Below are 15,255 nucleotides of genomic sequence, written 5' to 3'. Positions count from 1 at the left end.
TACATAAATTTTGATGACTTCTTACGAAAGAATAGATGAGCGTTTTTTTAACGTATCAAATCTACTAATCGCACACAAAGATGCTCAAATAATCGGGAGATGATGAAGTGATTTGCTTTAGTGTCAAGGTTACATCTTGGGGCAATGCCTCCGACAAACGCTTCTGAATCTGATTAGCCGCCTCTTTTTCAATGACTTCGTATCTGATTTGGCTACTTTTAATTTTTAATTCTTTTTTCTTAGTCGACCCCAAAAGTGTGATTTTAGCATCATATTCTTGATATTTTCCCAGTTTTCTCGCTAGCTCTTCGGCGAGCGGTTGGGCTCCGGCATCATAAAATATCTCTACCTTCCACACTTTAGGAGGAACAGCTTTCTTTTGAGTATAGGCCAAATTCGACGATTTAATAGGCTTACGGTTTGGCTTAGGCGCTACATCGGTCGGATTCATGATAGCAGCAATGCCCGATACTACCCCCAACACCAACGCCAGTATCATAAACATGCGGATAGAACGCAACATTTCGGGGCGAGGCTTGGTGCGGCTACTCTCTCGGCTCAAAAGAAAAAACGACAGGATAAAAGCAATCGCACTTAATCCAGAAATACCGTATTTGAGAAATTCCGCCAGTTCACTGACTTGGAATTGGGCAATAATCATTTTAAATTGATTTTGTCATACCGACGATGCTACAACGGCCCATCGGTATGACAAATAACAGGCTTTTAAGCCTTTTTTACAAAACAGATTTCACAAAGGCTATCATCCATTGGGCCATCAAAGTACTGTGCAGTGGCTCTGATAAACTTTCCAACCCTGCTTCGATTTTTGGCATCCCAATACGCTCTACTCTCGATAGCATCAATTCTTTCTCATAAGCCAGCGGAAACTCTGGATGCGCTTGTACGCCTAGCATCCGCTCGCCTACCCTAAACATCGCAATGGGGCAATCTGAGGTGGTTGCCAATACAAGACTATCGGGCGGCAAAGTATGAACTTGGTCTTGGCACATCATCAGCAAATTGAGCGTGGGCTGGGTAGGTTGCATCCATTTTTGAGGCTCAATAATGGTGAGCTCATGAATACCCACGCACCATCCTACTGCCGATTTTTGTACCTTCCCTCCCAATGCTTCTCCAAGCATCTGATGCCCAAAGCAAACACCAAGGTATATTTTCTGATGAGCATAAAGCTCTCTGACAAATGCTTTTAAGGTTTCTATCCAAGGTTCTTGGTCATATACCGAAAATTTGGAACCTGTACAGATATAGGCGTCGCATTCATCAATAGATACTGGAAAATGGTGATTAACAACATCATAAAAGGTAAACTCCCAATCACTCGCCAACGGCTTAAATAAAGCAGGGAACATTTCGCGATAATCGCCCGCAATATGACGAAAATCGTCTCGCACATGGTCACATTCTAAAAGACCAATTTTCATATCAGGTATTTTTGAATTTTCTAATTTTAATACCCTGCTACTCTCAAATGAAATGACTTAGGTCTCGTAAGCGCTTCGTAACCTAAAGCTGAAAGAGTACAGCCACGCCCCGAATCTTTGACGCCTGTCCAGGCCAATTCAGGATCGAGATAGTCGCAGCGATTCATAAACCAAGTTCCGGTTTCGATTTGATTTCCGATGTGTAAAGCGGCATCGGCATCACCTGTCCACACCGAAGCAGTCAGACCATATTCGCTATCGTTCATCAACTGAATTGCTTCTTCGTCGCTACTTACTTTCATGATTCCCACCGCAGGCCCGAAAGTCTCCTCAGTCATAATACGCATACTATGATTCACATTGACCAAAAGCTGAGGGGCTAAATAAGGTGTACCGGCTTTATCAAGAGCAAAAGAAGTAGAATCGATAAGTGCTTGTGCGCCTTGAGTTACGGCTTCGCTGATTTGTCCTCTTACAAACTCAGCCGCTGAAGTGCGAACCATCGGCCCTAAATGTACACCTGCATCCAGAGGATTTCCTAGGATGTACTGATTGACCAACGCCACTGCCCCTTGCACAAAATCATCATAGACTTTTTCGTGGACATAAATACGCTCAATACCACAGCAAGATTGACCTGAGTTGAAAAGCGCCCCGTCCACTAAGTTTTCGACGGCAAATGCCAAGGGAGCATCAGCGCGGACATAGGCGGGGTCTTTACCACCTAGCTCTAAGCCAGTGGCGATAAACCGCTCGGCGGCTGCCCGCTGCACAGCATGACCACCCGAAACTGAGCCAGTAAATGCCACAAAATCAATCCGCGAATCGCCAATGATGCGCGCCACGTCGTCGTGGGTAGTATGCAAATATTGAAATACTCCTTCTGGCAGACCAGCGGCTTTAAAGGCTTCAGCGTAGCGTTCTGCACAAAGAGGCGTTTGTTGGGCATGTTTTAGAATCACAGTATTGCCCGCCAACAAAGCCGGAATAATCACATTTACGGAAGTCAAATAAGGATAATTCCACGGAGCTACCACAAATACAGTACCGAGGGCATCGCGACGAATAAAACGACGAAAACCTTCTTTTTCCGAAACGGCCACCTCGGCTAAAGCTTGCGGAGCTGCTTGCATCATATAACGGGCCCGCTCCTGAAAACCCCGACGGATTTCATTAGGTGTATAAGCGATAGGCCGTCCCATTTGCCAAGTAAGCTCTTCGCCGATAGCATCGGCATGAGCTAGAAAATACTCAACGGCTCTTTCACAGATGGCTATTTTTTCGGAAAGAGGCACTTTTTGCCAAGCTTTTTGAGCAGCTTTGGCCGTTGCCAATAAAGTTTCTATTTGGTGGGAAGTGATGTATTCACGCTCAATATACACTGAGCCATCTACAGGAGAAATAACTTGAAATGTTTTCATTAGTTTGAGAGACAATAAGTCCGAAAAATACGGCTATTTTTTTAAATTTTAGAGTTTGGTATCAGATATGGGTCTTTTTATCGCTACTGTTATTGAATACAGTTTCTAAGAAAAAAAGGCTATCCTTCTCTCCTTTTTTGCAAACGTTTTTTAGTAAGTTTGAATTTCATCAACTTCATTTTTATGAAACTTCCTCTACACCTTATTTTGGGTTTGTGGTTGACCACAAGTCTGTACGTGTGGTCTCAAAACGGCCTCCCGCTGCAATCTCTCAAAGCTTACCCTTTTCCCAATGAGCTTGCCGCTGCCGCTACGGGTACACGCATTGCTTGGGCTATCAATCAAGAAGGAAAACGGAATATTTATGTAGCAGAAGGGCCTCTTTTTCAAGCCAAACGTCTCACTAACTACCTCCAAGACGACGGACAAGAACTCAGTAGTGTGTCGCTATCAGCAGATGGTAAGTGGATAGTATATGTACGAGGTGGAGACCACGGTTCCAACTGGAACGATGACCTACCCGTGAATCCGACCTTTATGCCAACTCCCCCCAAAGTACAAATTTGGAGTATACCCTTTGAAGGAGGCAATCCTCGTCTTTTGGGAGATGGCGAAACGCCCGTCATCTCTCCCAAAAGTGATAAAGTGGCTTTCAGTAAAGGGGGGCAAATATACACCGTACCTATTGACGCCTCCCAAGCTGCGACTTTATTGTTTTCGGCTCGGGGTAACAATAGCTCTCCCGTATGGTCACCCGATGGTAGCCGTTTGGCATTTCAGTCCAATCGTACCGACCATAGTTTTATTGGCGTTTTTACAGATTCCCAAACTCCCCTTATTTGGGTAGACCCTCAATATAAACGTGATAGCTCCCCAAGGTGGTCACCTGATGGTAAAAAGTTGGCGTTTGTACGTACCAATGGACTGGGTGGAAAACCCGATTCCGTTTTAAGCCGCCGATTAGTGCCGTGGCACATCATGAGTTCCGACTTATCCACCAGCGAAACAAAAACATTGTGGAAATCTCCCAATAGGCTCAACGGCTCGCTGCCCACTACTCACGGAGGTACCAATTTGCATTGGGCGACCAATCGCATCGTTTTTTTATCTTATCATGACGGTTGGCCGCATTTATACTCTCTTCCCGAACAAGGCGGGAATCCACTTTTACTGACACCCGGTAATTTTATGTGCGAGCACATCAAACTTAGTTCGGATGGCAAATCCCTTGTTTTTTCGGCCAACGCGGGCCATACCTCCCAAGATATCGACCGTCGTCACGTAGTAAAAGTATCGGTGGATAAAGCTGATATGCAAATACTCACTCCTGGAGAAAGCTTAGAATGGTCGCCTGTGGTACTGGGCGATGCTCAGTCGGTGGCTTATATCAGCGCCACAGCGCAGCGCCCACCTTTGGTGAGTATTATTCCTTTCAAAGGAGGGGTCTCTCAAAACATTGGTTCGGAGCTCATTCCTGCTAACTTTCCTACCAACGATTTGGTCATTCCAAAACAGGTTACTTTCAAAACTCCCGACGGGTTTACTATTCACTGTCAACTTTTTGAAAAAACAGGAGGTGCATCCAAAAAGCCAGCAATCGTCTATATACACGGTGGACCTCCACGTCAGATGCTTTTGGGGTGGCATTATTCGGATTATTATGCCAATGCTTACGCCATGAATCAATACTTGGCAAGCAAGGGATTTGTGGTACTTTCGGTCAATTACCGCTTAGGTATTGGTTACGGATACGAATTTCACCAACCCAAAAATGCCGGTTCAAACGGTGCTTCCGAATACATAGACATCAAAGCTGCGGGCGAGTGGCTTGCCAAACAGCCACAAATTGACCCCAAACGCATAGGCGTATATGGAGGCTCTTATGGTGGTTTTCTGACTGCCCTTGCCCTAGGTCATGATTCAAAACTATTTGCGGCAGGCGTTGATGTACATGGGGTACACGACCGTACTATCGAACGTACCCGCAATCTGATGTTGCCCGACCAATATGAGAAAGCCCCCGATGCAGCCCGTGCGCTAGAAGTAGCTTGGAAATCGTCGCCCATAGCGTATGTAAATACTTGGAAATCTCCGGTTCTTTTTATTCACGGCGACGACGACCGCAATGTCCGCTTTAGCCAAACTACCGACCTTGTCAGACGCTTAGAAGATCAAGGTACTCCTATCGAAACGATGGTGGTAGTGGATGATACGCATCATTTTATGCTACACGCCAACCAAGTCAAAGTCAATAAGGCAATTGCGGCGTTTTTTGAGAAGAAACTCTAGCACTAACCCCGGCGACGTTTTAAACGTCGCCGGGGTTGTTCAAAACGTCGCCGGGGTTCACTTACTTAGAAGTAGGCGAAAACTTTAGGATGTAGCCGTTGCCATTCCCTCCTTCACTTGCAATATACAAAGTACCATCTGGCGAAAACGCAATGCCTTCTGGTTGCTTCAAAAGCTCTTTATCCAACTCAATATTTTGTAAAGGCACCCCGCTACGACTCATAATGATGAGACGATGCCCCGCCGAACTGATCAAATACACTTCGCCCGTTTGAGGATGAAACGCAACTCCCGATGGTTTAAACTCTTTCCAATCTTTACCTTTGAGTCTCGCATTCTCAAATTGTTGTTCTTTGAGTTCGAGCTCCGTAAAAATCCTTCTGCTTTTCAAATCAAAAGAATATATCAGCTTGTCGTCGCCTTTGGCTGCTTTTTTGGAAGGATCTTTCACGGCCAACCAAAGCCGCTTGTTGACTTTATCATAGGTCAGCCCTTCAAGGTCATTTTTTCCGGGCAAACTCGTTTCAATTTCTCGTGTTTCTTTATCGCCAAATTTAAAACTAAGGAGCTTGCCATCGCTGCGCATTACGTAGATTTCATCTTCTACTTTCTCAATGCCTTCATAGTCGTCAGGCGGGCCAAATTGATGTTGAGCCGTGACTTTTTTCTGATTGAGATCATAAACAAACACCTCTCCGTCTTCATCTTGTACGCATACAAGCTGCCCGTCGGCATAAAAAGAGATGCCCGAGATTTCTTTTAAAACCTTGGGCATCTCATATTTTTCGTCAGATTTAGTAAAATCATACGAAAAGGTAGCAATTGTATCTTCGGTGCTAGCCTCTTCTTTTTTGTCGGTTGGACTGCAAGCCCAAAAGCTCGCCAACATTGCCGTTGCTAATACTCTTTTAGAAATGGTCATATATGTGCGTGTTTTTTTCTCAACTAACACAAAGTTTTTGAGACAACCAAACCCGTGACCATTCCTTTATCCAAATCTCAAGGCTTTTTTAGAGACTTGCCAAAGGCTTAAATTTCTCCGGCACTGGATTTTTGATAGGCTTCAACGACATTAAATAAGTATAAATAGCCCCTAAATCTTGCTCCGTCATTCCGGCGTACATCATCCAAGGCATGAGCGTTTGCATTTCTTTAGGACCTACCTTGTGAGGAGTATAAGTGCTATCCGAAAAAGCCTTAAAACGCGCCACAAAAGCATCCTTGGTCCAATTTCCGATTCCGGTTTCTTTGTCAGGGGTGATATTGGGCGTAATCAGCGTACCGTTGGGAAGGGCAAACTCACGCCCGCCCGCAAACATTTTCTCAGCGATAATTTGTCCTTTATCGGCTTGTGTATGACATTCCACACAGCCTGCGATATTGACCAAATACTTGCCCGAAGCTAGTACATCTGTATCAGCAGGACGCTTGGTAGGTTGTGCTTTTTTAGGAATAGTATTTAGAATAAAATTAAACGGAAAATCAGCTTTCGACTCAGCAGGCTTGTTTTCGATAGGTTTTAGGGTACGCAAATAGGCGATGATACTTTTGGCATCTTCTTCGTCCATACTCCCATAATAAGGATAAGGCATCACTGGGAAAAAAGCGTGACCGTCGCGACTAACACCCGTCGTGATGGCGCGGTAAATTTCGCCATCAGTCCAATCGCCAATGCCATAGGGAGTGATATTTTTGGAAGTGAATGCCCCGGGAAAACCAGCCCTTTGATCAAACAGCTCGCCACCCTTGCCGAGGGTACCGGGTACCAAGGGTGCCGAAAACAAAGTATAATCTCGCGTACTGTGGCAATCCATACAAACATTGACGTGATTGGCAAGATAGTCACCTCTTTTGATACGCTCAGGAGTGAGCTCGACTTTCATATCAGGCGCATCGCCCACATTAGGAAGGGCCAATTTAACATACGCCATAGCGCCCAAAAGGCCAACAATACCGATACCTAAAACGATACCGACGATTTTGAAGAGTTTTTTCATGTAGTTGAGGTTTTTTGTGAATGAGTTACGCATCAAAGATACCGCAAAGCAAAAGCTAACCTCCTGACTGCAAGTTTTTTTTATTTATCGTTTGTTGCTTCCATTACATCAAAATATCCCTTTTCATTAAAGCCCCTAGCCTTACCGCTTAACCCGTCAAAAACTCCAATTATCCTCAATCACTTGAAACTGTAGCCACGAAGGCTGTATTTTCCCATCCTAGTTTACACTCATTGACTACGAAATACCATCACAGAGAGCTGTTTGTTCTCTTTTATCTTCTTAACCTTAAGCCATATGTCCAATATTCTCGAAGCTCACAACATCGTAAAACAGTATGCCACGCATCGCGCCCTCGACAACGTGAGCGTGAGTGTTCCGAAAGGCAGTATTTTTGGTTTACTTGGGCCCAACGGCGCCGGAAAAACATCACTCATTCGGATCATCACGCAGATTACCGCTCCCGACGAAGGCTATGTACTTCTCGATGGTCAACGCCTCAAACCTGACCATATCGAAGATATAGGCTATCTGCCCGAAGAACGAGGCTTGTATAAAAAAATGAAAGTAGGCGAACAGCTTTTGTATTTAGCTCAGCTAAAGGGACTTTCGGAAAAACAAGCCATGGAAAAACTCAAAATTTGGTTCAAAAAATTTGACATCAAAACATGGTGGAACAAAAGCATCGAAGACCTCTCAAAAGGTATGCAGCAGAAGATTCAGTTTGTGGCTACGGTCATGCACGAACCCAAACTCATTATCTTGGATGAACCCTTTTCGGGCTTCGACCCTATCAATGCCAACCTCATCAAAGATGAAATCTTGGAGCTTCGCGACCGTGGTACTACTATTATATTTTCGACCCACCGTATGGAATCGGTCGAAGAGCTTTGTGACCATATCGCACTCATCAACAAATCCAAAGTGATTCTTAACGGGAGCAAGAGTGAAATCAAAAATCAGTTTAAAGAAAATAGCTACGCCGTAAGTTATCAAGGCACGTTAGAAAGCTTACCAGCTGATTTTGAGATTGTTTCCCAAAAAAATATTGAAAACAATCTCAACCAAGTCAATATCCGATTGGTGGGTGATGCTTCCGTCAATCAACTCATCGGAAATCTGATTAGTCAAGTAGAATTGGTTTCATTCCACGAAAATATCCCTTCTTTCAATCAGATATTTATCAAAGCTGTAGGCGGAGAAGTGCCCGACGAGGTAAGCAGTGTATCCTAGACTTGCTACGTTTAAAAACATATGAGGTACAAAAGCTTGCTATCCAATTACTAACATTACGACCAAATTATGAAAAATATATTCCTTGTTCTCAAACGCGAATACCTAGTCCGAGTACGCAAGAAGTCATTCATTATCATGACTTTCCTGACTCCTATTCTTATTGCAGCGTTTTATGGTATCATTGTATGGGCTGCGGTAGGCTCTTTCAAAAACGAGCGCAAAACTATCCAAGTCATTGACCAGAGTGGATTGTTTAAAGACAAATTTAAGAGTGATAAAAACACCACTTTTGAATTTATCAATCAGCCTATCAGCGAGGCGCAGAAAAAACTCAAGGGCAAAGAAGGCAACCTGCTCGTTTTTATTCCTGCCAACATCATGGAACAACCTAAGGGGCTACAGATTTATTCTGAAAAAAACATCGGCCCTATGCTCCAAGGACGCATCGAAAAGATTGTGCAGCAGGAACTACGCAACATCAAACTATCGAAGGCGGGAATCACGCAGCAAGTAATCGAAGAGGCTAACCAAAACGTAGATGCGCAAACATTCAACCTCGACGATGAAGGCAAAACCCGTTCGAGTAGTACCATGGCTGCTTATGTAGCGGGCTATGCAGCCGCCTTTTTGCTCTATATTTTTATTCTGATTTATGGCGCGGGTGTGATGCAGGGTGTGATGGAAGAAAAATCAAACCGTATTATCGAGGTCATCATCTCGTCAGTAAAGCCTTTTCACTTGATGATGGGCAAAATCTTGGGCGTCGCCGCAGTGGGCCTTACACAGTTTTTGCTTTGGGGAGTCTTGACGTTTGGCGTTACAAGCGCTACCCAAACGCTCTTTGGTTTTAATCGATTTACTGCTACCGAGGAAGTCTTGAATCAACAAACCGCCCAAGCCGACCCTGAACTCAAAAAGGAAATTGAGAAAAGTCAAAGTAACACTCTCAAAACCATCAATGATTTCTCTGCTTCAGCGCAGTCGTTACCGCTTGTTCAAATCTTCGTTTGTTTTCTATTCTATTTCTTAGGAGGGTATTTGCTTTATAGTTCGCTTTATGCTGCGATAGGGGCCTCGGTCGAAAACCAACAAGAAGCGGGACAATTTACGTTTCCGATTATGCTGCCTATCATTGCGGCTATATTTTTTGCGCAGTTGGCTATCAATCAACCCGACGGGTCGTTGGCTTTTTGGACTTCGATGATTCCTTTTACCTCACCCGTGGTGATGATGGCACGTATTCCTTTTGGAGTACCTGCTTGGGAAATTGCCCTTTCGATGGTGCTGCTTGTATTAGGTTTTGTCGGTACTACATGGTTGGCTGCGCGCATCTACCGAGTGGGTATTTTGATGTACGGCAAAAAAGTCAATTACAAAGAATTGTCTAAATGGATTTTCTATAAAGGCTAATTAGCTATCTCTGCAAGACCTACCAAGTTTTGAAAACTTTGGTAGGTCTTAATGCTCACCGATAAGTTATAGTAGCCTGTTTAAAGTTACCTTACTTACTATGAACCCAACGCCCTCCGCCACTGCGCCGCCTCCCAAAAAAAAGAAATCTGCTTTTAGAGAGTGGATAGACTCTATTGTTTTTGCCGTAGTGGCAGCCACCTTTATCCGTTGGCTGTTTTTTACGCCCTATGTTATTCCTTCGTCGTCGATGGAAAAGACCTTGCTGGTGGGAGATTTTATTTTTGTCAGTAATCTTCACTACGGTGCGCGTACTCCCGTGACGCCCTTGCAAGTACCGCTTACGCATCAGACTATTTGGGGAACACGTATCCCGTCTTTTTCGACTTTGATTCAGCTTCCGATGTACCGCTTACCGGGCTTTACTGATGTCAAACGCAACGATGTAGTGGTCTTCAATTATCCTGGCGACCCCGATGAGCCTTTTGAAGATGTGATAAGAGGTGACGGGGGCTACAAGCATTTTCCAGTGGATTTGCGTAACAACTTCATCAAACGATGCATAGGTGTCAGTGGCGATGTGATAGAAATCAAAAATGCAGTTGTGTACGTAAATGGTCAACCGGGCGCCGTTCCGACTCATGCCGAATTTTATTATCGTTTAGAATCTTCTGATGCTCTTGATGACCGTTTTTTCGAAAATGAAGACATCCAAGACCACGGTGCTTACCCGGCGGATTCTTCAAAACCGAATTTGTTTTTGTACCAAATTCGCACTACTCCCGAAATTGTAGAAGGTTTAAAAAAACATGATTTCATAAAAAATATTGCTCAAGTAACAAGATACGCTTCTGCGGCGTCAAGCCCCGAAATGGGTATTTTCCCAGCGGCGATAAAACAAAATCAGGAGTTTTGGGGGCCACTTCAAGTACCCAAAAAAGGCTGGACGATTCAGCTAGATTCGGCCAATGTGGCTAAATACGGTAACGCTATCAAATACTTTGACCACAATGATACCGAAAAGGTAATCATCGCCAATGGCAAAATCAGCATCGACGGCAAACCTATCAATAGCTACACTTTCAAACAAGACTATTATTTTATGATGGGCGATAACCGCTACGAATCAGCCGATTCGCGCTTTTGGGGATTTGTACCTGAAGACCATATTGTAGGCAAAGCTATTTTTACGTGGATGTCTATTGACCCCAATCCAAAGTCATTTTTGCACAAAATCCGTTGGAATCGTCTGTTGAGGCCCATCAACTAATTTTCCCATCAAGAATAGCGCCCAAACTTCCCAAGTTTACCACAAAAACGATTTCAAAACTTGGGAAGTTTTAGCAATCACTTAAACCAAGGCTGCCAGTCTAGTTTATACTTTAAACTGCTTTTTCGCTCTCCCACTATTTTGGCGGGTACGCCCGCTACCATCATCATGGGAGGGACATCTTTGGTCACTATACTACCAGCACCCACCACTGCACCGCGACCAATCCGTACTCCAGGCATAATCGTGGCCCGTGATGCAATCCAGACATAATCTTCAATAATCACCTCTTTGCCCCATACTTTATGAAAATCGTCGTGTGGGTCGTGGGAGAGTGTCCAAATATTGACTTCTTGCGCTATATCTACGTGATTGCCGATAAGCAGCTTGCCGCCACGACCATCGAGTAGCGTCTGCTTATTGATAAAGCACCCTTCCCCAATCTCAATATTTTTCCCATTTCTAAATTCGACATTCATCATTACAAATCCTCCCTCGCCTAGCTTCTTCACGGTTTGTTTGATAAATATCCTACGAAAAGCATAAAAAGGGAATTTCATTATCCATTCGCGAAACAAATAATCTTTGAAACCTAAAAACGCCGTATAGAAATTGATTATGGTCTTCTTCATGCGTCAAAATTACTGAGTTTAATCTAACTTTGCAGTACACAAAACGCAAAATTACATTGGAGAAAATATACGACATTGCGGTGATTGGAGGAGGAATAGTAGGACTCGCTACGGCTCTGAAAATCAAGGAGAAAAACCCTAAACTAAGCTTAGTAATCATTGAGAAAGAGCATGAGGTAGCCATGCACCAAACGGGCCACAACAGCGGGGTGATTCACTCGGGGCTTTATTATAAGCCTGGTAGCCTCAAAGCCACCAACTGTATCAATGGTTATAAGATGTTGGTGGATTTTGCCCAGAAAGAAAATATTCCGTTTGAACTCTGTGGAAAAATTGTAGTAGCTACTCGTCCCGAGCAAGTTCCTATTCTCGACGGTCTGTATGAAAGAGGCCAACAAAACGGTCTGACTGGTCTTAAAATGCTTGACCTTAATGGCCTACGCGAATATGAGCCTCATGTACAAGGACTTAAAGGTTTTTTTGTTCCTCAAACGGGTATTATCAACTACAAAGTAGTGTGTGAAAAATACGCCGAAAAAGTGCAGAAACTTGGGGGTAAATTGGTTTTGGGGCAACGTGTCATCGAAATTCGGCAAAATGAGAAAATCTCGATGATAATCACCGAGCAAAACTATTATGAAGCCAAATTGGTAATCAATTGCGCAGGTTTATACTCCGATAAAGTGGCTCAGTTTACCCAAAAAGAACCGATTCATTTACGTATTATTCCTTTTAGAGGGGAGTATTTTGAGCTAAAACCTGAGAAGCAACATTTAGTCAAAAACCTTATTTATCCCGTACCCGACCCCAATTTCCCTTTCTTAGGTGTACATTTTACCCGAATGATAGGAGGAGGGGTAGAAGCAGGGCCCAACGCCGTTTTGGCTTTTAGACGCGAAGGCTACGAAAAGCTCGACATTCATTTCAAAGAATTATGGAAAACCCTCACGTGGCCCGGCTTCCAGAAAGTAGCTGCCAAATACTGGAAAACAGGTCTAGGAGAAATGTACCGTTCGTTTTCGAAAGCGGCTTTTACGAAAGCACTGCAAGAGTTGATTCCCGAAATACAATCCTCTGATCTTATCCCTGGCGGGGCGGGCGTCAGAGCACAAGCCTGCGACCGCGAAGGAGGGCTTTTGGATGATTTCAGCATCATTGAGCGTCCACATGCTATCAATGTATGCAATGCTCCTTCGCCCGCCGCTACGTCTTCACTGTCGATTGGGCAAACCGTAGCAGAGCTTGCCCTTAAAAGATTCTAAAAAAAAACGCTGGCGACGTTCTGAACGTTGCCAGCGTTATGAAAGACCATCTAGAATATTTTTCTATTTCAAAACTTCTACTTCAAATACCAAAGGCGCATAAGGCATGATAGTCGTGCCTGAGCCTTGAGTTCCGTAGCCCAAGGAAGAAGGAAATATCAAAGTCGCTTTTTCGTTGTAGCGCATTTTACTTACCCCTTCATCAAAACCTTTGATAACACCGCCGCCGCCTACACGTACCTGAATTTCGCCCGAATCAAACTGCTTATCATTCAAGAGTTTGCCAGTGTATTTCACTCTCACCACTTCTCCTGCTGCCACTTTATTCTCAGTAGTAGTAGCGGTACGAATAAAACGAAGCCCGGTAGACGACAGTTCTGTCACTGTCAGTTGTTTGCTTGTGATATAATCGTCAATCCGCTGGTCTTCAGTACGTATACTCATTAATTCCAAATCAGCTCCTACCGCTGAATAGGCCGAAAGTATATTGTCAGACTGACTACCAAAAGCTAACATATGGTTCATTAGAAGTAGCATTCTATCACCCGTACGCATAATTGACATGGCCTCATCCATACCAGCAATTAGCGAGTTGACCCCATAAATATAAGTCAGAGGCTTGTTGGCTACACGCTCTGTACTATCAAACTTTACATCTTGAAGCGTAAAAAGTGTATAATGAATCGCTACTTCATCGCCTATTTTGGGTTTGGTACCGCTAGGATTAGATTTCAAGTAAGTATAATAAAGCCCCGAACCAGAAGGGCTTTTTTCCATTGTGAGCTTTTTGGAAGTAATATAATTCTGAATTGCTTGTTCGTTGAGCTCAAGGTTCTTCTGCCCTTCATTGTCCAATATGTTTTGACACGATACTAAAAACACTGCGGCTATTACCGCCAATACAATTTGCTTCATTCTTTTTAAGTGTTTGTACACCAGTTAATTATTACTCAATTTAATTGGAGATTACCCTACAATCACGCGTTGCAATTCATTCCATTGCCAGTATTCACGCGCCATGTTTTGAATCTCCTCTGCTGTTACGACGCGTAGCCGTTGGATATAGTTGGAATAGAAATCAACATCCAATCCTTCTAACACCATCAATCTAACCCTATCTGCGATTTCGAAAGGGGTATTGAGGGACCCCGCAAACTCCCCAGCCATATAATTTTTAACTACTTCCAATTCATCAGCCGGCACAAGTTCATTTTGGAGGGTGGTAATTTCTTTTTGTATTTCATCCAAAGTAGCTTGGGCAAACTCCTTCTTTACATCTGTCCCGATCACCCAATATCCTTCTTGCCGCATCGGTACCATACTCGCCGAGATACCATAAGTAAAGCCTTTGTCTTCGCGAATGTTTTTCATCAGGCGTGATCCAAAGTACCCTCCTAGGATTTCGTTGGCAACTATCATTCGATAAAAATCAGGGTGCTGTCGTTTGAAAAGCTTACGCCCTACTCTTATTGACGACTGTACCGCCCCTTCTTTTTCTAACCATAAGGGTTCGGTTTGAGGAATGATGTCGCGCGAGGGTAGCTCAAGTATAGACTCAACTACTTTTTGTTGCCCCAAAAACTGATTCACAAGCTCAATCTCTTTTTCTCCCACCTGCCCAGATAAGAATACGCGAAAAGGACGACCTTTGATGCGTTGATGGTAGAAATTTTGCAAATCCGAAGTTAATAATGCCTTTATAATTTCTTCGTTTTGGCTACGCCCGTAAGGGTGTGCGGCACCAAAAAGACGCCTTTTAAATTGATGAGTAGCTACATACGCATTTTTTTCAAGATTGATTCGGAGATTTTGAAGCGTAATATTCCGCAAATCATTAAATTCTTTCTCAGGAAAGGTTGCCTCTTGGAGCATTTCGGATACCATCTCCAAAATAGAACCCAGATGCTTGGTAAGCCCGTACACCATGACATTGGCGCGGTCGGGGGTATGGCTCAAATCTACGAAAGCTCCAATTTTGTCAAAATGCCCACTAATCTGCGCCGAACTAAAGTTTTTGGTACCTTCAGTCATCATTTTTATTGTAAAAAATGATGCTCCTTCGGTTTGTTCGTGCCAAGTTCCTGCTTCAAAAAGCACCTCAAGCCTCACCACCGGCTGCTCTCCCACATTGACTACGTATAGCGGCTGACCATTGTCTAAAGTCACGACTTGAGGAGTAGGAAATTGAACCGATTCAATGGTGCGAAAATCGGGCGCTTGAGTTCTATCTAGTTGCATACTGTATTGGTGGTCAAAATTTAAGAGTGCAATATTACGGACTGTTTTTGTTTAG

Annotated in this window: 13 protein-coding genes; 5 read left to right on the top strand and 8 right to left on the bottom strand. The window is 43.8% G+C overall.

From position 1 onward, the window contains the following. Window positions 1–64: 64 nt before the first annotated feature. From G563_RS0102475 to G563_RS0102465, 3 genes are all read right to left on the bottom strand, one after another. On the bottom strand, window positions 65–661 hold the full coding sequence (locus tag G563_RS0102475; protein WP_028663908.1) for a hypothetical protein: 597 nt from the start codon (window positions 659–661) through the stop codon (window positions 65–67). Between the two features lie 76 nt (window positions 662–737). Further along, the gene (locus G563_RS0102470; RefSeq protein WP_028663907.1) at window positions 738–1,445 is read right to left on the bottom strand and encodes a glutamine amidotransferase-related protein; all 708 of its coding nucleotides are present in this window, start codon (window positions 1,443–1,445) and stop codon (window positions 738–740) included. A 26-nt stretch (window positions 1,446–1,471) separates the two neighbouring features. Then, window positions 1,472–2,866, bottom strand: coding sequence for an aldehyde dehydrogenase family protein (locus G563_RS0102465; RefSeq protein WP_028663906.1), 1,395 nt, complete (start codon window positions 2,864–2,866; stop codon window positions 1,472–1,474). 183 nt (window positions 2,867–3,049) lie between these two features. On the opposite strand from G563_RS0102465, the gene G563_RS0102460 reads away from it, so the two are divergent. After that, window positions 3,050–5,155, top strand: coding sequence for a S9 family peptidase (locus tag G563_RS0102460; protein WP_028663905.1), 2,106 nt, complete (start codon window positions 3,050–3,052; stop codon window positions 5,153–5,155). 61 nt (window positions 5,156–5,216) lie between these two features. Here G563_RS0102460 and G563_RS0102455 read toward each other — a convergent pair whose 3' ends face one another. Both G563_RS0102455 and G563_RS0102450 read right to left on the bottom strand, forming a co-directional pair. Next, on the bottom strand, window positions 5,217–6,077 hold the full coding sequence (locus G563_RS0102455; RefSeq protein ID WP_037325817.1) for an SdiA-regulated domain-containing protein: 861 nt from the start codon (window positions 6,075–6,077) through the stop codon (window positions 5,217–5,219). Between the two features lie 88 nt (window positions 6,078–6,165). Continuing rightward, a complete protein-coding gene (locus G563_RS0102450) occupies window positions 6,166–7,152 on the bottom strand; it encodes a c-type cytochrome (protein ID WP_028663903.1) in 987 nt (328 codons plus the stop codon). 297 nt (window positions 7,153–7,449) lie between these two features. On the opposite strand from G563_RS0102450, the gene G563_RS0102445 reads away from it, so the two are divergent. The 3 genes from G563_RS0102445 to lepB all read left to right on the top strand — a co-directional run bounded on the left by G563_RS0102445 (window position 7,450) and on the right by lepB (window position 11,068). Beyond that, complete coding sequence (locus G563_RS0102445; RefSeq protein WP_028663902.1) at window positions 7,450–8,385, top strand: ABC transporter ATP-binding protein; 936 nt, start codon at window positions 7,450–7,452, stop codon at window positions 8,383–8,385. Between the two features lie 69 nt (window positions 8,386–8,454). Further along, complete coding sequence (locus tag G563_RS0102440) at window positions 8,455–9,798, top strand: ABC transporter permease (protein WP_028663901.1); 1,344 nt, start codon at window positions 8,455–8,457, stop codon at window positions 9,796–9,798. 100 nt (window positions 9,799–9,898) lie between these two features. After that, a complete protein-coding gene (gene lepB / locus G563_RS0102435; protein ID WP_028663900.1) occupies window positions 9,899–11,068 on the top strand; it encodes a signal peptidase I in 1,170 nt (389 codons plus the stop codon). Window positions 11,069–11,145: 77 nt separating this feature from the next. Here the strand turns inward: lepB and G563_RS39120 are convergent, their stop codons facing one another. Next, window positions 11,146–11,700: an acyltransferase gene (locus tag G563_RS39120; RefSeq protein ID WP_028663899.1), complete on the bottom strand. Its 555-nt coding sequence runs from the start codon at window positions 11,698–11,700 to the stop codon at window positions 11,146–11,148. A gap of 65 nt (window positions 11,701–11,765) precedes the next feature. On the opposite strand from G563_RS39120, the gene lhgD reads away from it, so the two are divergent. Further along, window positions 11,766–12,962 carry an L-2-hydroxyglutarate dehydrogenase gene (gene lhgD, locus G563_RS0102425; RefSeq protein WP_028663898.1) on the top strand — a complete coding sequence of 399 codons (1,197 nt, stop codon included), beginning with the start codon at window positions 11,766–11,768 and terminating at the stop codon, window positions 12,960–12,962. A gap of 63 nt (window positions 12,963–13,025) precedes the next feature. On the opposite strand, the gene G563_RS36700 is transcribed toward lhgD, so the two are convergent. Both G563_RS36700 and G563_RS0102415 read right to left on the bottom strand, forming a co-directional pair. Next, window positions 13,026–13,877, bottom strand: coding sequence for an FKBP-type peptidyl-prolyl cis-trans isomerase (locus G563_RS36700; RefSeq protein ID WP_051210714.1), 852 nt, complete (start codon window positions 13,875–13,877; stop codon window positions 13,026–13,028). 51 nt (window positions 13,878–13,928) lie between these two features. After that, the gene (locus G563_RS0102415) at window positions 13,929–15,200 is read right to left on the bottom strand and encodes a M16 family metallopeptidase (protein ID WP_028663897.1); all 1,272 of its coding nucleotides are present in this window, start codon (window positions 15,198–15,200) and stop codon (window positions 13,929–13,931) included. Between the last annotated feature and the right edge of the window lie 55 nt (window positions 15,201–15,255).

Origin of the sequence: Runella zeae DSM 19591 (genome assembly GCF_000423565.1) — a bacterium.
Lineage (GTDB): Bacteria > Bacteroidota > Bacteroidia > Cytophagales > Spirosomataceae > Runella > Runella zeae.
This window is presented reverse-complemented; position numbering and strand designations above follow the sequence as displayed.